20 protein-coding genes are annotated in these 19,093 nt (G+C 56.6%); 11 read left to right on the forward strand and 9 right to left on the reverse strand.

Features of this window, described 5'->3' with window-relative positions:
• The first annotated feature begins 65 nt into the window (after positions 1 to 65).
• From RA28_RS13630 to RA28_RS13650, 5 genes are all read left to right on the forward strand, one after another.
• Positions 66 to 398: a hypothetical protein gene (locus RA28_RS13630; protein ID WP_039529836.1), complete on the forward strand. Its 333-nt coding sequence runs from the start codon at positions 66 to 68 to the stop codon at positions 396 to 398.
• Positions 395 to 817, forward strand: coding sequence for a DUF6314 family protein (locus tag RA28_RS13635; RefSeq protein WP_039529839.1), 423 nt, complete (start codon positions 395 to 397; stop codon positions 815 to 817). Before RA28_RS13630 ends, RA28_RS13635 begins: the two co-directional genes overlap by 4 nt.
• A gap of 76 nt (positions 818 to 893) precedes the next feature.
• Positions 894 to 1,481, forward strand: coding sequence for a biotin transporter BioY (locus RA28_RS13640; protein WP_039529843.1), 588 nt, complete (start codon positions 894 to 896; stop codon positions 1,479 to 1,481).
• A 141-nt stretch (positions 1,482 to 1,622) separates the two neighbouring features.
• Complete coding sequence (locus tag RA28_RS13645; protein WP_039529848.1) at positions 1,623 to 2,183, forward strand: hypothetical protein; 561 nt, start codon at positions 1,623 to 1,625, stop codon at positions 2,181 to 2,183.
• 11 nt (positions 2,184 to 2,194) lie between these two features.
• Complete coding sequence (locus RA28_RS13650) at positions 2,195 to 2,551, forward strand: hypothetical protein (protein ID WP_039531564.1); 357 nt, start codon at positions 2,195 to 2,197, stop codon at positions 2,549 to 2,551.
• Positions 2,552 to 2,569: 18 nt separating this feature from the next.
• Here the strand turns inward: RA28_RS13650 and RA28_RS13655 are convergent, their stop codons facing one another.
• Positions 2,570 to 3,790 (reverse strand): bifunctional alpha/beta hydrolase/OsmC family protein, encoded by a 1,221-nt coding sequence (locus RA28_RS13655; protein WP_039529851.1) that lies wholly within the window; start codon positions 3,788 to 3,790, stop codon positions 2,570 to 2,572.
• Between the two features lie 256 nt (positions 3,791 to 4,046).
• Between RA28_RS13655 and RA28_RS22520 the strand changes: the two genes are divergently transcribed.
• Entirely contained in the window at positions 4,047 to 4,241 is a 195-nt protein-coding gene (locus tag RA28_RS22520) for a hypothetical protein (RefSeq protein WP_082029830.1), read from the forward strand.
• A 10-nt stretch (positions 4,242 to 4,251) separates the two neighbouring features.
• On the opposite strand, the gene dddP is transcribed toward RA28_RS22520, so the two are convergent.
• On the reverse strand, positions 4,252 to 5,595 hold the full coding sequence (dddP, locus tag RA28_RS13660) for a dimethylsulfonioproprionate lyase DddP (protein WP_039531566.1): 1,344 nt from the start codon (positions 5,593 to 5,595) through the stop codon (positions 4,252 to 4,254).
• Positions 5,596 to 5,719: 124 nt separating this feature from the next.
• Here dddP and RA28_RS13665 point away from each other — a divergent pair, with 124 nt between their 5' ends.
• Positions 5,720 to 6,466 (forward strand): heme-dependent oxidative N-demethylase family protein, encoded by a 747-nt coding sequence (locus RA28_RS13665; RefSeq protein ID WP_039529854.1) that lies wholly within the window; start codon positions 5,720 to 5,722, stop codon positions 6,464 to 6,466.
• 33 nt (positions 6,467 to 6,499) lie between these two features.
• Here the strand turns inward: RA28_RS13665 and RA28_RS13670 are convergent, their stop codons facing one another.
• Both RA28_RS13670 and RA28_RS13675 read right to left on the reverse strand, forming a co-directional pair.
• A complete protein-coding gene (locus RA28_RS13670; RefSeq protein WP_241481141.1) occupies positions 6,500 to 7,396 on the reverse strand; it encodes a hypothetical protein in 897 nt (298 codons plus the stop codon).
• Between the two features lie 198 nt (positions 7,397 to 7,594).
• Positions 7,595 to 8,392 carry a lytic murein transglycosylase gene (locus RA28_RS13675; protein ID WP_039529860.1) on the reverse strand — a complete coding sequence of 266 codons (798 nt, stop codon included), beginning with the start codon at positions 8,390 to 8,392 and terminating at the stop codon, positions 7,595 to 7,597.
• Between the two features lie 217 nt (positions 8,393 to 8,609).
• On the opposite strand from RA28_RS13675, the gene RA28_RS13680 reads away from it, so the two are divergent.
• The gene (locus RA28_RS13680; RefSeq protein WP_052261463.1) at positions 8,610 to 9,971 is read left to right on the forward strand and encodes an MFS transporter; all 1,362 of its coding nucleotides are present in this window, start codon (positions 8,610 to 8,612) and stop codon (positions 9,969 to 9,971) included.
• A gap of 49 nt (positions 9,972 to 10,020) precedes the next feature.
• Here RA28_RS13680 and glnA read toward each other — a convergent pair whose 3' ends face one another.
• Positions 10,021 to 11,427: a type I glutamate--ammonia ligase gene (gene glnA / locus RA28_RS13685; RefSeq protein ID WP_039529863.1), complete on the reverse strand. Its 1,407-nt coding sequence runs from the start codon at positions 11,425 to 11,427 to the stop codon at positions 10,021 to 10,023.
• A gap of 29 nt (positions 11,428 to 11,456) precedes the next feature.
• On the reverse strand, positions 11,457 to 11,795 hold the full coding sequence (locus RA28_RS13690; protein WP_039529866.1) for a P-II family nitrogen regulator: 339 nt from the start codon (positions 11,793 to 11,795) through the stop codon (positions 11,457 to 11,459).
• A 171-nt stretch (positions 11,796 to 11,966) separates the two neighbouring features.
• Between RA28_RS13690 and RA28_RS13695 the strand changes: the two genes are divergently transcribed.
• The 3 genes from RA28_RS13695 to tig all read left to right on the forward strand — a co-directional run bounded on the left by RA28_RS13695 (position 11,967) and on the right by tig (position 16,429).
• Positions 11,967 to 13,520 (forward strand): bifunctional ADP-dependent NAD(P)H-hydrate dehydratase/NAD(P)H-hydrate epimerase, encoded by a 1,554-nt coding sequence (locus RA28_RS13695; RefSeq protein ID WP_039529869.1) that lies wholly within the window; start codon positions 11,967 to 11,969, stop codon positions 13,518 to 13,520.
• A 248-nt stretch (positions 13,521 to 13,768) separates the two neighbouring features.
• Positions 13,769 to 14,914 (forward strand): porin, encoded by a 1,146-nt coding sequence (locus tag RA28_RS13700; RefSeq protein WP_039531569.1) that lies wholly within the window; start codon positions 13,769 to 13,771, stop codon positions 14,912 to 14,914.
• Positions 14,915 to 15,097: 183 nt separating this feature from the next.
• On the forward strand, positions 15,098 to 16,429 hold the full coding sequence (tig, locus tag RA28_RS13705) for a trigger factor (RefSeq protein ID WP_039531571.1): 1,332 nt from the start codon (positions 15,098 to 15,100) through the stop codon (positions 16,427 to 16,429).
• A gap of 96 nt (positions 16,430 to 16,525) precedes the next feature.
• Here the strand turns inward: tig and RA28_RS13710 are convergent, their stop codons facing one another.
• The 3 genes from RA28_RS13710 to RA28_RS13720 all read right to left on the reverse strand — a co-directional run bounded on the left by RA28_RS13710 (position 16,526) and on the right by RA28_RS13720 (position 18,945).
• Complete coding sequence (locus RA28_RS13710; RefSeq protein WP_039529872.1) at positions 16,526 to 17,380, reverse strand: acyl-homoserine-lactone synthase; 855 nt, start codon at positions 17,378 to 17,380, stop codon at positions 16,526 to 16,528.
• A gap of 97 nt (positions 17,381 to 17,477) precedes the next feature.
• Positions 17,478 to 18,179 (reverse strand): LuxR family transcriptional regulator, encoded by a 702-nt coding sequence (locus RA28_RS13715; RefSeq protein WP_039529877.1) that lies wholly within the window; start codon positions 18,177 to 18,179, stop codon positions 17,478 to 17,480.
• 277 nt (positions 18,180 to 18,456) lie between these two features.
• Positions 18,457 to 18,945, reverse strand: coding sequence for a lytic transglycosylase domain-containing protein (locus RA28_RS13720; protein ID WP_039529881.1), 489 nt, complete (start codon positions 18,943 to 18,945; stop codon positions 18,457 to 18,459).
• Between the last annotated feature and the right edge of the window lie 148 nt (positions 18,946 to 19,093).

The raw sequence follows: 19,093 nt of genomic DNA on the forward strand, positions 1-19,093 counted from the left end.
TTGGGATGAGGCGTTGGCGCGGGTTTAGCCGCGCATGTCTGTGGGAACAAGGCACGAGTGCTGCGATGAGACGGTTTGCCCTGATTTTGTTGCTCTGTCCGGGTATTTTGGCCGCGGAAGAGTTCCGTGCGTTGACCGGTGATGAGATTCTTGCGGCGCTGAGCGAACGAAAGCTCGATTACGGCGATGGCGTCTCGCAGACTTTTGCGGAGTCGATGCTGACCCAGTATTTCTCGGGCCGCCCCAGCGCAGGGCGCTGGGCAGTGCGCGGCGATCAATACTGTTCGGTCTGGCCACCGTCGGACCTGTGGGCCTGTTACGATGTCCTGCAAAGCGGTGATACGATCCGTTTTGTCGATGAGGCGGGTGGCACGGCTGACGGGGTCTATTCCGAGTGACGCCGCCCGCATCCCTGTCCGATTTCGAAGGAAGTTGGAGCCTTGAGAGGCTGATCCGTGACGCCAAGGCGGGGCAGATCGTTCGCGCTGACGGCTGCGCGGAGTGGCGGCGCGTTGCGGGCGGATTGATCTATGACGAAACCGTCACGCTGCGTATCCCCGGGCAGCCTGACATGAAGGGTACTCGCCGATACCTCTGGCGGGAAGCAGGCGACCGGGTTGCGATCCACTTCGACGATGATCGCTATTTTCACGCTTTGAAACTGGGGCAGGGTCGGGTGACGGACCACCACGATTGCCCACCGGACAGCTATGATGCAGAGTATGATTTCATGGGCTGGCCGCGCTGGACCGTTCGATGGACGGTGTCCGGACCGCGAAAATCCTATGAGATGGAGACCAAATATACGCGCCGATAGCGTAATCATCTTGCAGCAAGGGCCCGGAACAGGCATTGCTGCACCTGCAAATAGGTCCGCAAGTGGAGAGAACAAAATGAATGCGAACGTATTGGCCAATGCGATTGGCCCGCGCGAAGGGACGGCGCTGCGCGTCAAACAGGTTGTACTGGTTGCTCTGGGCATTGTTGCTCTGGCGGTTGCCGCCAAAATCAAAGTACCGATGTGGCCGGTTCCGATCACGATGGGCACCTTTGCCGTTCTGACCATCGGCACCGCGTATGGCGCACGTCTGGGCCTGATCACCATGCTGGGCTACCTGCTGGTCGGAGCGCTGGGTTTTGATGTGTTCGCAGGCTCGTCGGCTGAGAAGTTTGGCCTGACCTACATGATGGGCGGCACTGGTGGATACCTCGTCGGCTATGTGCTGGCGACGCTGGCCCTGGGCGCTTTGGCTGCACGCGGCTGGGACCGTTCGGTTGGCAAACTGGCGCTGGCGCTGGTTCTGGCCAACGTTCTGATCTATGTGCCCGGTCTGCTGTGGCTGGGTCAGCTGTATGGCTGGGACAAGCCGATCCTTCAGTGGGGGCTGACACCGTTCCTGGTGGGGGATGCGATCAAGCTGGCATTGGCCGCGCTTCTGATCCCTGCGCTGTGGAAGCTGGTGGGCAACGCCCGCACCTGATCAACACCTGATCAGCACTAACAGAACCCGTGTTCGGAGCCTTCCGGGCGCGGGTTTTTTGTGCCAAACCAACGCGGTGCTGGACAAGGCGACCGTTCAAGGGGCAATCTGATGCCAGCAAAGTCATCAGGTTATCAAGATATGCGCGTATTGTTTTCAAAGGCTCTTGCCGCCTGCGCCACCGTTTGGGTGGTCGGCGTTGGTCCAGCAATGGCAGACACACCCGTCACATACACAGACGCCGGAAAGGCACTGTTCCGATTTGTCGTACCCGATTTCTGGGCCGTACGTGTCGGTGGCGCGCGCGAGATCGAGGATACAAATCTGGGCGATGCCCGTGCCGTGGCCCGCGTTATAGGGATGCGACCTGTCACCGACGACACGGTCTGGATGGGCTTTGTTTCGCCCGAAGGCGTTGCGACCATCGAGGATGGCGTTCGCTATCTGGAGGACATCGACAAATTTCTCGTCAATGACGCCGATGTCACCGACATCTCGAACCGTTCGATTGGCGGTCTGCCTGCTCGGGTCTTTCGGGGAACAGGACGCCGTGACGGCAGAGGGGTGAATTTTACCGCGACAGTGATCGACCTTCCACGCGGACGCGTTGCGGTGGCAATTGCCGTAATGCGCGAGGGTGCCGACCCCGCTTATGTCGATGATCTGAACGCGGTGTTCGGGTCTTTCCGGGCAATTCGGTGAGGGCGCGTATGATGACAAAGACGTTTTTGAAGCGCACGTTGTTGGCGCTGGGACTGGGCGGCGCAGCGATTTCGCTGTCCGGTTGCGATGGTGTTTCGGTTGGTGTCGGATATGGATACGGGTACGACCCGTTCTACGACTCGATGTTGTGGAACGATTATTATCGCAACGACGTGGACGTAGACATTGATATCGACCGACCTGACAGGCCTGATCGCCCGGATCGTCCTGACCGTCCCGATCGACCGACAAAACCCGATAGGCCGAAACCCCCGGTCGCCAAGCCACCCGCGCGTCCGCGGCCACCTGTTGCGCGCCCGCCAGCAGCGCGGCCTCCGATCCATCGACCGGCACCGCGACGCCGCTAAAGCAATCGAGGGTCCGGGCTAGGCAGAGGGTACCAATTCGGTCGTTATATGCGCCGATCCTTCGAGGGTGCGGTGCACCGGGCACTTATCGGCGATTTCCAACAGTTTGGACCGCTGTTCCTGCGACAGTGGACCGTCCAATCTGATTTTTCGGCGAAATTTGTCGACTTTGCCCTCGCCCGCCAGCCCTGCGTCTTGCGCGTGAACCTTGTCATGGCAAACGTCGACCGAGACCGCCGTCAGGGGCCACTGTTTACGACGCGCATACATGCGGATCGTCATCGACGTGCAGGCCCCCAGACCCGAAGAAACAAACCCATAAGGCGACATGCCCTGATCCGTGCCGCCATAGGACACCGGCTCATCCGCTACCGTGTGGTGGCGCGGGCCGGATTGGATGTCCTGCAGGAAACCGTTCGGGTCAGCCTCGGTCACGCGCACAACGCCTTCGGGTGCGCCGGGCGGTGGGGCAGGCGGGCACAGTTTGACATATCGCGATACCCATGCCGCGATCACGTCCGCCGCGTATTCTGCGTCCTTGGTTCGAGTGATCAGATGATCCGCGTCGTCGAGCGTCACAAAACTCTTTGGGTGTTTTGCGGCCAGAAAGATGTCACTTGCGTTGTCGATGCTGACGGTGTCGTCGCGGGGGGCATGCAGGATCAGCAACGCAGCGCGCAGGTCTGTGATGGCCGGTGTTAGGGCTGCGGTTGAGATATCATCGACAAACGCTTTGCCAATCCGGAACGGACGGCCGCCAAGCGTGACTTCCGCCTCGCCGTCCTGTTGGATCTGAGGCAGGGCATCTTGGAAGTGATGCGCCACATGGCTCGGGTCCGCCGGTGCCCCGAGTGTGACAACGGCCTTGACCGACGGGATGTCCGCACGCGCCCTCAGAACCGCTGCGCCACCCAGCGAGTGTCCAATCAAAAGCGTGGGTGCCATATTGCGCCCGTCAAGGTAGTGCGCCGCTGCGATCAGATCGTCGACGTTTGAGGTGAAGGTTGTGTTGGCAAACTCTCCGCCCGAATGGCCAAGCCCGGTGAAGTCGAAGCGTAAAACGGCAATGCCCATTGCTGCCAGCCGCGCAGCGATGCGCCGGGCGGCGGGAATATCTTTGGAGCATGTGAAACAATGCGCAAAAAGCGCAGTCGACAGCACCGGCCCATCCGGCAGGTCAAGGCGCGCGGCCAGTTGATTGCCATCGTGACCGGCAAATGTAATGCGTTCAGTGGGCATGGCCGCTCCTTGCGAGTTGGAATGCCGTCAATACTGTGTGCTGCCGCGGATCGTCTCAACCCCAATGTAAGACGCGTCACGGGAAGGTGAGCATAGCGCGCGCTCTGGTCGACGATTACTGGTTCTCCAAGCGAGGCCGCCGCACATTTTCGAAATATCAATTTTTGTTAACTTATGCCAATCAAACATTCGTTTTAATTAAGTATCATTTACCCCCATGTAGCGGGTGTCACTAAATACTTCAACGGAGGTTCAGATGGCACTTTCGACACCCGTATCACATGGTCCCGAAGTTCGCTTGAACTCAATAATTGCAATCGTCCTTGTCGGGGCGATTGGGTTCTTTCTCGGGCAGAACTGGCAAGATCTCACCGCACCGACAACTACAGGTGCCGAGGCCCAGATCGAGGATTGGCACGGTAACGTCAAGCGATCTTATTGGCCGAATTGAGATTCTGAGATCATTCAATCCCCATAAGCTGCGGATCAAACGGATAAGTTGACAGGTTTTCATATCCATCTTCGGTGATCAGGACCTGATCCTCGAGTTTGATTGAGAAATCGCCGCCGACCTCTCCGACCGCAGCTTCCACACACAGGACCATTCCCGGCTCCAGCGGATAGTCATAGGCGCCTGCAACGGCCTTGTCGGGGTAGGCGACCAATGGCCATTCGTCGCAAAGACCGACGCCGTGCATCAGGCAGCCATATTTCTGGGCTTGAAACTTGTCGTCCAACCGATGGCAATTTGCGGTCAAGTCCGGGATCATGACGCCGGGTTTCAACATCTCCATGTTGCTCATGATATGTTCATGCGCGTGCTGCATGGCATAGACCATGTCCGCGCGCGGTTTTCTGTCGCCGATCCACCAGGTTCGCGAAATATCGACGCAAATTCCGTAGGAACCGATCAGATCGGTATCGAAGGCGATGATCTCGTTCTTCTGCGTGATGCGCGGCCCGCACTCCTGAAACCAAGGATTCGTGCGCTGCCCCGAGGCAAGCAGCCGGGTTTCAATCCATTCGCCGCCGCGCCGGATGTTTTCTGCGTGCAAAACAGCCCAGATGTCGTCTTCGGATGTCTGTCCATCCCCAACATTGGCGCGGGCGAATTTCTCCATCTCGGCGACAGCGGTTTCACAGGCATGACTGGCGCAACGCATTGCAAGGATTTCGTCGGGCCCCTTGATTGCGCGGGACTTCTCGGTGACTTCCTCGCCGTCCATGATCTCGAATCCCTGCGCCTCGAGCGCGCGCAGACCATGCAACATGATCTTGTCCACAGCCAGGCGCTTGGTTCCGCTGCCGTGTTCTTCAAGCAGCACGCGAACCTCATTCGCAAAGACATCCGCAGCAACATCGACCTTGTCGCCGCGATCGAAATAGAACAAATCCGCGCCGGAGCGCTGTTCGCGCACCAGCGGATTGAACTTGGATAGAAATGGCGAGTTCTTGTAGTCCCAGATCACCATGTAGCCGTCCGCACACAACAGAACCGCGCGGAATGGGTTATGGGTGTTCCAAAGCTGCATGTTTGTGCTGTCGGTGGCGTACCGTATGTTCAACGGATCAAACATCAACAATCCGCCATACCCGCGATCCACAATCGCCTGCGTCAGCCTTTTCCAACGGAACTCGCGCATGCGTTCAAGATTGGGCAACTGCAGCCCTGCCGCGGCCCATTCCCGGAACGCCAATTGCGTTGGCCCGATTTCGATCCGATCATTGTTGTTCGGGGTGCCATCGCCCAGATTGGCCCCCTGGGTGGGATCAATCTTGCGGGTGTCGCGATAGGGTTTGTTCACAGCGGGCCTCTTTTGCTTGCGTTCTAACTTTGCGAGCGAGGCAATTGTTCGTCGCGGAAATTTGCGACCGCGACAACGTCGCTTTTTGACCGACAAGGCTGGTTCGGGGTGGTAATGCAGGGTCATGCCAGTGATTTTGCAGAAAAACATCCCCTATGATCCGCTTGCTCCCAACGCTTTGCCGGGGATCAAACCGGCAGATATGGCGGAATGGTTGCAACGCGATGACGCATTCGCGGCCCAGATGCGCCATCGAAGCTGGTTACTTGCCAATTGCAGGGATGAGGTTCTGGCAATGGACCCCAAGGCGCTTGAGGCTGCTCAGGAACTGTTGGACATGGTTTTGCACCACGCCTATCCAAACACACATGGACAGGTTTCACGACCGGACGGGGTGGATGTCGACATCGACCGCAATCGCCCCTTGGAAACCTTGTGCAACCTGGTTCAGGAGGACCTGTGCATCCTTCAAAAACATGGGGATGAACATGTTTTGACCGGAGCGATATTGTGCTTTCCAGCCAGTTGGCGGCTGTCCGAGAAATTCATGCGCCCGCTGATCGCCATCCACGACCGGATTGAGCCGTATGATGAGAACATTGCGCGCCGGGTACAGCGGCTGTTCGACGGAATTCAGCCTGACCGCCCGTTGTGGCGTTTTAACGCGCTTTGGTACCACGATGCGGAGTTGTTTCAGCCGCGCAGCATAAGCGACCCCCGGGAAATCCGGGATCGCGGTAACGCGCGTTATCTGAGAAGTGAGCGGCAAACACTTGTACGGCTTCCTGAAACAAAAGCCGTCGTTTTTTCGATCCATACCTACGTTCTGGCCGCGCATGACCTGCCGAAAATGGAAAACCCCGCCAGATAGCGGGGCCTTCCTAGGAGGGTCTTTGGTCGTTTCTTAAAATCCTAGCGCGTTTGCTACTCCTGCAAAAGCGCTTGTTGTATTTAGGGCAAACAGGGCGGTTGTAAGCGACAGAACCTGCGTGTTCAGCCGAAAATCCTCGCCCCGGATCAGGTTCACGGCGGCCATCGACAAGGCCACCGGCATGGACACGCTTGCCAGTGCTCCGGTCATGCCCCAGCTGGTCAGACGCAGAATATCGCTGGGCCGCTCGTCTTCTTCGGTGACGCTTCCGGATTGCATGTTTACCGGTGCTTCGGGTTCGTTGCGGAATGCAATGCTCAGCAGTTGTTCGTCGCTCAGCTGGATCGGGCGCGCGGTTTCCGCGGCGGCCTCGGACGAATCCCCATTGGGCAGATCAAGACCTGCAAAGGGGCCTGAGACAGCCTCAAAGATCTGCTTTCGATCACGAGGTTTGCGCGGCGTGATTGAATCAAACGCGCTCATGAATTGTTCGACGGTCAAAACCGTGTTGGGCGACAGCCATTCCACGCGCTGGGTCGTGCAGATATCGATCATGCGATACAGGATGACGACCATCATCAATTCGGAAATTTCGCTGTCATCCAAAACGCTGGAGATCGGAGAGACTTCGATGGCCAGCCTGTTCCGCGGCAGCGTCACCGGCTTTCGCGCCAAAACCTTCAGGCCAGCGGTGCGATCTCTGCGCTCGTAGCGGTCAAAGTCCGTGTCGTCATCCACCTCAAGCGTAAGACGGATCAAGTACTGGCTGGTCACAATGCTGGCCTCGTTCGGTGCAAGCAAGGTCTTGCGCTCGACCAGATGACCATAGTCCTCCAACGTCGCGACAACGATTTGGCAAGAGCGGTCCATCGCCCCGTCCGAACTGCCGCTGAATTGCAGGCCACCGTGATAACTGTGCTTTGCGGTCACAGCATGTTCCTTTGCCGTAATAATTCGTGACCTTATCCTATGGGGTGAACAGGGGTAAATTTTGACGAAAATGCAAAAAATTGAAATTTTTGCTGTATTGATTACGCTTTGGAAACCAAGAAACTAGGCGGATTTCCCGGACTCTGTGGCGAGAATGTGGCCGAATTGGGGTTCCTCGGCGCACAACGTCCCTGCGGTTCAATTGTCGATTCGCGCACCCATAATTGCGATTGACTGCTGATAAACCGTAGCCGCGTTCCACTGCTGAATGACTGCGAAATTCGGTTCTCCCGGTTGGTAGCCGCGACCGGGTTTCCATCCTTTCTTACGTAGAAAATTCGCGGTTGAGGCGAGCGCATCGGTCATGTTGTAGAAGTCGACGCGACCGTCCCCTGTCGCGTCGACACCATAGGTCAGCGCGTTACCCGGCAGAAACTGGGTATGTCCCAGCTCGCCATGTTTTGCCCCCTTTGTCGCCACCGTGATGCTACCGTTGTCGACCATTTTGAGCGCACCTATGGCGTGCGGAACAAAGAACTCGGATCGGCGACAATCATATGCCAATGTTGCTATAGCGGAAACAACCGAGCTGTCGCCCATGAAGTTCCCAAAGCCGGTTTCCATCCCGTGAATGGCAATCAGAACACCCGCCGGGACGCCGTACTGACGCTCTAGCGCTGCGTAGAACTGTGGGTTGCGCGCCTTGCGTTTTCTGCCTTGCGCAACAATCGTATCGGCGCCGCGCACCTGCATGAACTTGTTCAAAGAGTATTTGAAGCTTTTTTGGTTGCGGTCTGCGGCTATGGTTCGCGTGGCATATTGCGCCTGCGCTAACGCCTGCAGCCCTTTCTTCTTGACTCCAGCACGCTTGGCTTTGCGCGCGAAATCCGCCTTCCATGATTCAAAGCCGCTACTCGTGTTGCCACAGGTTGCTGCAAAGCTGGCAGTCGTGCAGCACATCATAAGTGCAGTTAAAGGGGCCAAAAGTCGTTTCATGGTTACTTCTCAGTGGCGTTGTTGAACTGTGTCCGACGATAGCTGTAGGCGATGCCGCAAAGAAGGGGAATTGCGTCCCGTAGAGAAAAAAACCGCCGCTTCATTTTGAGGTCGTGAGCTCCCTACGCGGACAAGATGAGGACTAAGCACTTGACGCCTCATTTCAGCGCCGTGTTCAATAATTGGCACGGGTTTCTTTTTCAGAGGCGGGTTCTCAATGCGTAAGGAAACGAACCGCCGCTGGTGGGTTTTGGGCGCGATGGGAGCGATCCTGGGCGTTATCCTGCTGGATGAAACCGTCGTAGGCGTGGCGCTGCCGACTATTCAGAAAGAGATCGGGCTCAGCGATCTGGGCGCACATTGGGTGGTCAGCATCTACCTGTTGGTCCTTGCCGCTCTGGCTGGCGCGGCCGGACGACTTGGTGACACGATTGGAACGCGGGCGCTTGTTGTCATCGGCTTGCTGCTGTTCGGCGTCTCATCCTTGGCGGCCGGGTTCGCCAACAGCGGAACCGCAATTATCCTGGCGCGGGCTCTTCAGGGTGTGGGGGCTGCAATCATCTTTCCGCTGTCACTGGTTCTTGTTTCGATGTCCTTTGAAGAACGCGAGCGTGGAATGGCGCTGGGCATCTATGGTGCCATCGGAACCAGCTTTCTTGCCCTTGGCCCGGTCGTTGGTGGGTTGCTTACAGATTACTTGTCCTGGCGGTGGATTTTCTGGATCAATCCGCCCATTGTTTTGATCGTTGCGCTGGTAACCTGGGTTTTCTGGCGTGATCCGCCACATCGCGACGAGCCGAGTTTTGATTGGCCAGGGCTGTTCTTGTTGGTTGGAGGGCTGGCCCTGACCGTGTTTGGGATCATGGAAGGCCCCGAACGCGGCTGGGGTGAAACCGATGTGATTGGTCCATTGGTTCTTGGTGTTCTGATGTTGGGGCTTCTTGTTGTTATGGAGCTTCGTGTGTCTGCGCCCCTCATTGCCATGCGCTTGTTCTCAAACGGCACCTTCGCCGCATCGAACATGATCGTTCTGCTGGCCCAGTTCGTGAAAATCGCGACTTTTGTGTTTGGCGCGATGTATTTCCAGAAAGTGAGCGGGCTGTCCCCACTGATGGCCGGCGTTGCGTTGTTACCGGCAGTTGTTCCACCTGTGCTGACGGCGACAATTGCAGGCAAGGCTGCAGACACCTATGGGACACGAATTCCGTCATTGCTGGGCGTGCTGGGAACGCTGGTAGGGCTTGTCGCGATGGCTGTTGGAATGGCGATGAGCACGAACATACTGGTCTACGCCGGTCTGCTTTTTTCAGGGATCGCGATATCGTTCCTGTTCGTCCCGCCGCAACGGGCCGTCATGATGGCCGTCCGACCCGAGATGCAAGGACAAGCGGGCGGTATTGTGCTCAGCAGTCAGCTCTTGGGTGGAACGTTCGGAATGGCAATCTGCAGCACGACATATGCCATGTCGGGATCGTTCGCTGCGGTGTTCTGGGTAACTGCAGCGTTTTCCGCCGTGATCCTGGCCTACGCCTACTTGGCTCTGGCGCAGAACGAAGCGCCTGCTGCCGGGGAAACGTAAAAAAGGGGCGCTGTTGAAAGCGCCCCCGTTATTCTTCACCACTTCGAATTTAGCAGCTGTAGTACAGGCCGTATTCAACAGGGTGTGGTGTGTGCTCGTAGGTTTCGACCTCTTCCATCTTGAGCGCGATATAGCCGTCGATCTGGTCCTTGGTGAACACGTCGCCCTGCAGCAGGAAGTCGTGATCGGATGCCAGAGCTTCCAGAGCCTCACGCAGCGAACCGCAGACAGTCGGGATGTCGGCCAGTTCTTCGGCAGGCAGATCGTACAGGTTCTTGTCCATGGCTTCGCCCGGATCGATCTTGTTCTTGATGCCGTCCAGACCGGCCATCAGCAGCGCAGCAAACGCCAGATAGGGGTTTGCGGCCGGGTCGGGGAAACGGGCCTCGACGCGCTTGGCTTTCGGGCTTTCGGTCCACGGAATACGGACACAACCCGAACGGTTACGGGCCGAGTAGGCGCGCAGAACCGGGGCCTCAAAGCCCGGGATCAGACGCTTGTAGCTGTTGGTCGACGGGTTGGTGAAGGCATTCAGGGTCTTGGCGTGTTTCAGGATGCCGCCGATGAACCACAAAGCCTCGTCCGACAGATCAGCGTATTTGTCGCCCGCGAACAGGGGCTTGCCGTCTTTCCAGATCGACATGTTGCAGTGCATGCCGGTGCCGTTGTCGCCTGCGATTGGTTTCGGCATGAAAGTGGCCGACTTGCCGTAGGCGTGCGCGACGTTGTGAATGACATACTTGTACTTCTGCAGTTCGTCCGCCTGACGGGTCAGGCTGTCGAAGATCAGGCCTAGTTCGTGCTGGCACGAGGCAACCTCATGGTGGTGCTTGTCGACCTTCATGCCCAGACGCTTCATGGTCGACAGCATTTCAGAACGCAGGTCCTGGCTTTCGTCCACTGGGTTTACGGGGAAGTATCCGCCCTTGACGCCCGGACGGTGGCCCATGTTGCCCATCTCATACTCGGTATCGGTGTTCCACGATGCGTCCGTTGCATCAACTTCGTACGATACCTTGTTGATGCTGTTGGAAAAACGAACGTCATCAAACAGGAAGAATTCGGCCTCAGGACCGAAGTATGCAACGTCACCGATGCCAGACGACTTCAGGTAGGCTTCGGCCTTTTCAGCGGTGCCGCGCGGGTCACGCTCATAGGCTTCGCCTGTGTCGGGCTCAACAACCGAACAGTGCAGGCAGATCGTTTTTTCTGCATAGAACGGGTCGATATAGGCGCTTTCGGTGTCGGGCATCAGTTTCATGTCCGATGCTTCGATCGACTTCCAGCCCGCGATGGACGACCCGTCGAACATGAAGCCTTCTTCAAGAAAGTCCTCGTCAACCTGATCGGACATGACGGTAACGTGCTGAAGCTTGCCGCGCGGGTCGGTAAAGCGGATGTCGACGTAATCGGCGCCTTCGTCCTGGATCAGCTTGAGAACTGCGTCCTTGCTCATACTCTTTTTTCCTCTGGTTTGATGTTCGATTACAGCGCTTCTGAACCGGTTTCGCCGGTACGGATGCGAATGGCTTGTTCGACAGGCGAAACAAATATTTTGCCGTCGCCTATCTTGTCGGTTTTCGCGGCAGACACGATGGCCTCGATGGCCGAGTCCACCTGGTCGTCGTCCAGTACGACCTCGACCTTTACCTTGGGCAGAAAGTCGACGACGTATTCTGCGCCGCGGTACAGCTCGGTGTGGCCTTTCTGGCGACCAAATCCCTTGACCTCGATCACGCTGAGGCCCTGGACGCCGACGTCCTGCAATGCTTCTTTCACTTCGTCCAGTTTGAACGGCTTGATGATCGCTTCGATCTTCTTCATCCCAAGCTCCCTATGCCTCTTGTCAGGATGGGACTGATCACGTCTAAGTTCGGTCGGCAATCTCATTGCCAAAATGGCGGCATGTCTGAGCCGACAAAAAACGGGCAGTAGTCTAATTTCTGATCAACTTGCACAAAAAGTAATCAAAAATGAATCGCTGAGGAATATGAGATGACAGACGTACTGACAGCCGCGCAAATGCGGGCCGTCGAACAGGCCGCGATCCAGTCCGGTGAAGCCTTGGGTCTGGAGTTGATGGAGCGGGCCGGGCGAGGGGTTGTCGAGGCGATCTTTGAGGAATGGCCGGAGCTTGCCAAAACCTCGGGCAAGGCGTGTGTTTTGTGTGGGCCCGGCAACAACGGCGGTGATGGGTTCGTCATCGCGCGTTTGCTGCAGGAATGGGGATGGAATGTTGACGTTGTTCTGTACGGTGATCCCCAAAAACTGCCTTCGGATGCGCGAAAAAACTTTGAGCGTTGGGACAGGGTTAACACTACGAATATCCGTTCGATTGTATCCGGTTCGGCAGCGGACGACAGCCTTCCGTTCACGCCGGATATTGACCTGTTGATCGATGGATTATTCGGCACCGGGCTGACACGTCCGTTCGAAGGCGTGTTTTCCCGGCTTGCGAACACGAAGACAAAAGCCGCGCTGCAAGAAAACGGCACTCGTGTTGTTGCGATCGACATACCCAGCGGATTGTGCGCCGACAGCGGTCGGGTTCTGGGGGCTGCCATAGCCGCCGATCTGACGGTCACATTTCATGACAGGAAGCTGGGGCACGTGATTGGCGATGGCCCTGCAAATTGCGGGGTCGTCCGAACCAAATCAATTGGGCTTAATCGCGAAAACGATGACCAAGTCGTAAAGCTCGTTTCCCAAGCCAATATTAAGCCAGGCAAAAAGAAAACGGATCACAAGTACTCACACGGTCACGCCCTCGTGTTTTCTGGCGCAGCGGGAAAGACTGGCGCGGCCCGTTTGGCAGCGCGCGGCGCGTTGCGAATGGGAGCGGGGCTGGTGACACTGGCCGTGCCACCGTCGGCGCAGCTGGAAGTGGCAGCGCATGCAACTGCCATCATGCTAAAGCCAGTCAAAGAGGCGGCAGATCTGACAGAGGCTTTATCTGACGAGCGGTTGAATGCCTTGTGCTTGGGGCCGGGGCTTGGGATCGAACGTGCACGAGGTCTGGTTCCAGCCGCCCTTGAGGCGAAACGAGCAACGGTGCTGGACGCCGATGCGTTGACGACTTTTGCGGATGATTCCTTTACCCTGTTTTCTTTGCTGCACGAAGACTGTGTGCTGACGCCGCACGGTGGCGAGTTTGCGCGACTGTTCCCGGACATCTTTGAGGCCCTGACCGCCGCGCCGAGCAGGGGACCGGCATATTCCAAAGTGGATGCGACCCGAAACGCTGCAAAGCGGGCCGGATGCGTTGTCTTGTTCAAAGGTCCCGACACGATCATTGCCGCGCCAGACGGGCGGTGCGCGATCAATTCAGCACATTACGAACGCGCGGCGCCTTGGTTGGCGACAGCCGGATCCGGCGATGTCTTGGCTGGGTTCATTACCGGTCTACTGGCGCGCGGATTCGACCCGATGCAGGCGGCAGAGATGGCTGCTTGGCTGCACGTGGAATGCGCGCGATCGTTTGGCCCGGGTTTGATCGCAGAAGATTTGCCCGAGCAGTTGCCCACCGTATTCAAAAAGCTTGATATTTAATTGGAATTGGAAAAAACTAACGGCACGCGGTCGCGCTCGGTTGCCTCAAGATGTTGGTGTTTTCCACCCGAGTGCCGGCGGCGATTTTTACGATTTATCTGATAAAAGATTGATAGAAAACAATAAGTCAAAACCCATGATGCCCTGAATGGCACGACGTTGCGTGCCGCAGGTGCAATGTCATCGGAGAGCACGATCGAGAGCGAAATTGAGCAGAACGCGAACTTGAAACATTCATGGTGAATGACATGACAGTGAATTACAGAATAACCTCAATCCCGGCGATTTTGGCCGCAACAACTGCGATCCCGGCGGCTGCCGAGTTGAAATACGACAACAACAGCGGCGGCTATGTCGAGCTTTATGGGCAATTTAACCCGGCCATTGTCTCGGTCGATGACGGGGAAGAAACGGAAACCCGGCTGCTGGACAATGATCTGTCCAACAGCCGCGTCGGACTGTTCCTGATGCAGCCCTACGGCAGCAACGACTTTACCTTCCGCTTTGAAACCGGTCTTGGTTTACCCAGCACGGGAACCGCAAATCAGGATGGCACGAACACCAACGGTTGGTCGCGGGAAGACATCCGGCACGTCGATTTTGCCCTTGCCGGAAATTATGGCAAGTTTTCCGCAGGGCAGGGAAGCATGGCATCGGACGGCGCGGCCGAGGTTGATCTTTCTTACGTGGGAACGGCACTTTACTCGTTTACCAACGATGAAAACGGTGCGTTTTTCTACCGCGAGCCCGATGGCATCCTGAGTGATATCACGGTCGGCGACTCGTCCAGCAACTTTGACGGAGGGCGTCGGGGCCGCATTCGTTACGACACTCCTAAATTCGGTGGAAGTACTAACGACGACGGGTTTTGGGCCGCCATCGCCTATGGCGAGAACATCTTGTCCAGCAGCGATGACGACGACTATTACGACATCGCGTTCAACTATGCGGAAACCTTCGCAGGGGGCGTGAGGTTCGCGGCCAGCGTGGCCTATGCCGTGCGCGACTATGACAACGGCCCGGGCGAGCGAAAAGATACGATCGGCTCGGCGTCTGTGCTGTTGCCAAGCGGTTTCAGCTTTACCGCCGCTGCCGGAACACGTGACGACACGCGGGACGGCGTCAGCGACCCGAGCTACTGGTACACCAAGCTTGCCTACGAGACCGACGATTGGGTGCCTTGGGGAAAGACCGGTATCGGTATCGACTACTTTGACGGCTCGGATTTCGAAAACGATGGCTCAAGCACCAAGTCTTGGGGAATTGCAATCGTTCAGAAGATCGAGAGCATCAACACAGATGCCTATCTAAAATACCGCAATCACGATTTCGACGACATGGTCGATTTTGACAAGAACGAAGCGTGGGTTTTGGGTGCACGCTGGCGGTTCTGAATACGTGTTCCCAAGGATCATGGCGCTCCGGTTCAATCCGGGGCGTTTTTTCGTACGATATGCGGGCAAATAAGGGCTGAACTGGCCTTTGCCTCTTGCACGCGGACGACAGTACAAATAGAAGGCGTCAAATTTGCCCGGCGCGCCATTTTGCGCGCCCCGAATCCTATGGGGACTACCAAAATGCAGGTAACCGAGACGCTGAACGAAGGTCTGAAACGCGGCTACAACATCACCGTCACTGCGGCCGAGTTGGACAACAAGGTCAACGAGAAACTGGCCGAGGCGCAGCCCGAAGTCGAGATGAAGGGTTTCCGCAAAGGCAAGGTGCCGATGGCGCTGTTGAAAAAGCAGTTCGGCCAGCGCCTGCTGGGCGAGGCCATGCAGGAGTCCATCGACGGAGCGATGAACAAGCACTTTGAGGACAGCGGTGAGCGCCCTGCGTTGCAGCCCGAGGTCAAGATGACCAACGAGGACTGGAAAGAAGGGGACGATGTCGAAGTCGCCATGTCCTACGAAGCGCTGCCCCAGATCCCCGAGGTCGACCTCAAATCAGTAGAGCTGGAAAAACTGGTTGTTAAGGCTGACGACGCCGCTGTCGAAGAAGCGTTGAACAATCTGGCTGAAACCGCACAGGATTTCAAAGCCCGCCGCAAGGGCTCGAAAGCCAAGGATGGCGACCAAATCGTGTTCGACTTTGTTGGCAAGGTCGATGGCGAAGAATTCGAAGGTGGGTCGGCTGAAGACTATCCGCTGGTCTTGGGGTCCAACAGCTTTATCCCCGGTTTCGAAGAGCAGTTGGTCGGCGTAAAGGCCGAAGAGGAAAAAGACGTCAACGTCACGTTCCCGGAAGAGTACGGCGCGGAGCATCTGGCCGGCAAGGACGCGGTCTTCTCGTGCACAATCAAAGAGGTCAAAGAACCGGTTGCCGCCGAGGTCAATGATGAACTGGCCAAGAAATTCGGCGCTGAAGACCTGGCAGCTTTGAAAAGTCAGATCGCCGAGCGTCTGGAAGCGGAATACGCGGGCGCGTCGCGCGCGGTCATGAAGCGTGGCCTGCTGGACGTTCTGGATGACAAAGTCTCATTCGAGCTGCCGCCGTCCTTGGTCGAAGCCGAAGCGAAGCAGATTGCGCATCAGCTGTTCCACGAGGAAAACCCGGACGTTGAAGGCGAAAACCATGATCCGGTCGAACCGACGGACGAGCATAACAAACTTGCGGAACGCCGCGTGCGTCTGGGTCTGTTGCTGGCCGAGCTTGGTCAAAAGGCCGAAGTCGAAGTAACGGACGCCGAGATGACACAAGCGATCATGAACCAGGCGCGTCAGTACCCCGGTCAAGAGCGCCAGTTCTTTGAGTTCGTGCAACAGAACGCTCAGATGCAGCAGCAACTGCGCGCACCGCTGTTCGAAGACAAGGTCGTAGATTACGTGTTCGAACTGGCGCAGGTTTCTGACAAGGAAGTCAGCAAAGACGACCTGCAAAAAGCTGTTGAGGCTCTGGAAGAGGAATAATCCTCTTCTACTCACACTTTGAACCCGCACAAAAAACGGAGCCGTCTAAAATAAGACGGCTCCGCGTGGGTGGCTTCAACTTATGAGGTGAGGGGGTCAAGCCTCATGAGCAAAAGCACGGGGGGTTCCTAGCAGAGCTGTCTTTTGCTCTGGCGTGAACTTTTCGGACAGCGTCTCAATCAGATCGAGTACCGCCTGACGCTCGCTTTCTGTCTTGGCCGCGTGCATCTGTTCGACAAAGTATTTCTCGAGGTCAGTCAGCGGTTTGTGGTCGCGATTAGCAGGGCTGAGCGTTGCAGCTTTCTTTGCCTCGAACATCTCCAGCGCCTTGTCTTCGTCGATGAAGACGTCGCCTTCGATACCGGCGAACTCGCGAACGCCCGCAATCCGTTCTTCGGTGCAATCCAGAAGTGCGGCCAGCGCAGCAACCTTGCCCATCGGTACTGTTTTGCCGACATAGTCATAGGGTGCGCAATTCGAGCGTTTCAGGACGCGATCCATGACCGGGTCGATTACCGTAATGATATCCTGAATACCCGCGCTGCGGGCATATTCCAGCGAACCGACCATCAGTTCGCATGTTGCGTAGGACACCGAATTCTTGTCTTTGCCGCGCGACAAGCGCTGCGTGTCGACGCAGAAGCGGGTGGATTCCCACATGGTCGCGCTGCGCAGTGGCGCCTCGCCACACAGAATTGCCGAGAACACATCCGAAAGCATGTGTGGACCAGTGGTCTGGAGCGCACGTACGGCTGCGACGACATTCCCCCCATCGTCGAGACCGATTACATATGCAGGATCCAGATGATCGAATTCATCGATCTCTTTGCCATCTTCGATATTGACGTCCCAACCGAGTCGCCCGCCAAATACACGAGCCCGCAATTGAAACATGTCGTCAAGTACATCGCTGAACAGATGTCTGTTCAGGCCATCAACTACTAAGATCATTTTATCCCCCTTAGAGTGGTGTGTCCGTAACCTGATCGTTACCGTGTTTTCACACCGAATCTATTGGGGGATTCCCGTAGTTTGGCTTTTTTTTGGTTTATCCTGGGTAAATTAGCCCAATTCCAATGGCGCGGCCAACTGCCTGAGGGGTGGTAAGCGCATTAAGCTTTTCTCGTGCAGAACGCAAGTGTACTTCCACCGTGCGGTGGGAAATCGACAAAATATCGCCGATATCCTGCTGAGACTTGCCGGCAGCCGCCCATTGCAGGATCTCCTGCTCGCGGCTGGACAGGGTGGGATGGTACAACATCCGGCTGATCGACTCGGACGTCATAACGTGATCATGGATATGCACGGCCAGCGACTGCAGATCAGTTATGACACTGCCAACCAGCTTTTTCCATTCTTCCCGGCTGCATTCACGCGTTGCGCTCAGCAGGCCGATATCGCCATAAGGGCCGCGAACCGGGATCGTAATCCCTTGATCCGGAATGCCAAAATCATGAGCATCCCGAAAAACGCGCTGGAAATCCTTGCCACGCTCAAGGCGGCTCCAGTCAACGGGTGCGATGCTTCGCTGGCTCATGTGCAAAGTGGGGTCAATCAGGTGCAGGCCCTGCTCCTGATAGTGTGCTTTCCATTCGTCGCTGTAGGTTACGTGGCCATGAATCGAACCGGCCGCCGGGTTCATACCCGCATAGGCCGCATGGTCCATCTCGTATTTCTCGCACACCTGTTTAAGGAACTCATCGTAACGAGTATCCTTTTGGGGCAGGGTGCTGAGATCAACAATTTCCATTCGTCAACGACCAGTTAACTCCGCAACCACGGAGGCATCCCTTTTGCGTCAGAGGATGAGAGTGGGTCTTCCCTGACGTCAAACAACACATCACACTTTCCACAATATGACAAGAACACGGGGGAAATGTCTGCCTTTTTGGTTGAGTTGTGCCTTAGAAACCGATTTATGCGGACATAATGTCGATTTTGTGTGTTTTTTGCATCTAATTTCGGGTGTTTCGGGACTTTCCTGCCCCGAAACACACCGGCAATCGGGCTGTTCAACCATGATTCCGCTAGTTGGACGCCGGTTCAAGTCCCGTTTCGACCAGCATTCCGCGTTTTTTGGCCTCGGGATAGTAACCTTTCGCATAAAGAAAGATCGCCCGGCTTTGGTCGCCATCCGACAATAACCATGCCCCACGCAGGTATTTTCCGGCGAATTCCAGATTGGTGTCGGCGTCCAACAGCCCTTTGGCGTTGCCTTTGTATCCCATGGAGCGCGCCGTAGCAGGCAAAATTTGCAGCAGGCCATAGTAGGGCCGGTTTACGGCCCAGGGCCTGTGCGTGCTTTCGCGGATCGCAAGTTTATGGACCAGTTCGCGCGGAAGCTCATAGTGATCGGCCCATTTGTTGATTGAGGCGCGCAACTCTGGGGTTTCGTTGGGATACAGGGGTGGATCAAACGTGGTGGCGTTCTGAGTGGGGGTATCGGGGCCGCCGCAGGCCATTAGAGGACTGGCAAGGATCATGGCCAGAACGCTGCGGCGAATTTGTAATCTCATAGTGCTTGCTCCGATTGAGAGTGGCGGATGATATGGATGATCAAACCATCTGCAAGCGTAGGCCTGTATTGCGGCCAAATTTTGCTATCGGGCCCGGCGCAACAAAAAAGGCCGCGCCAAACGCGCGGCCTTTGATTTGAGATCCTCA

Source organism: Ruegeria sp. ANG-S4 (assembly GCF_000814005.1).
Classification (GTDB): domain Bacteria; phylum Pseudomonadota; class Alphaproteobacteria; order Rhodobacterales; family Rhodobacteraceae; genus Ruegeria.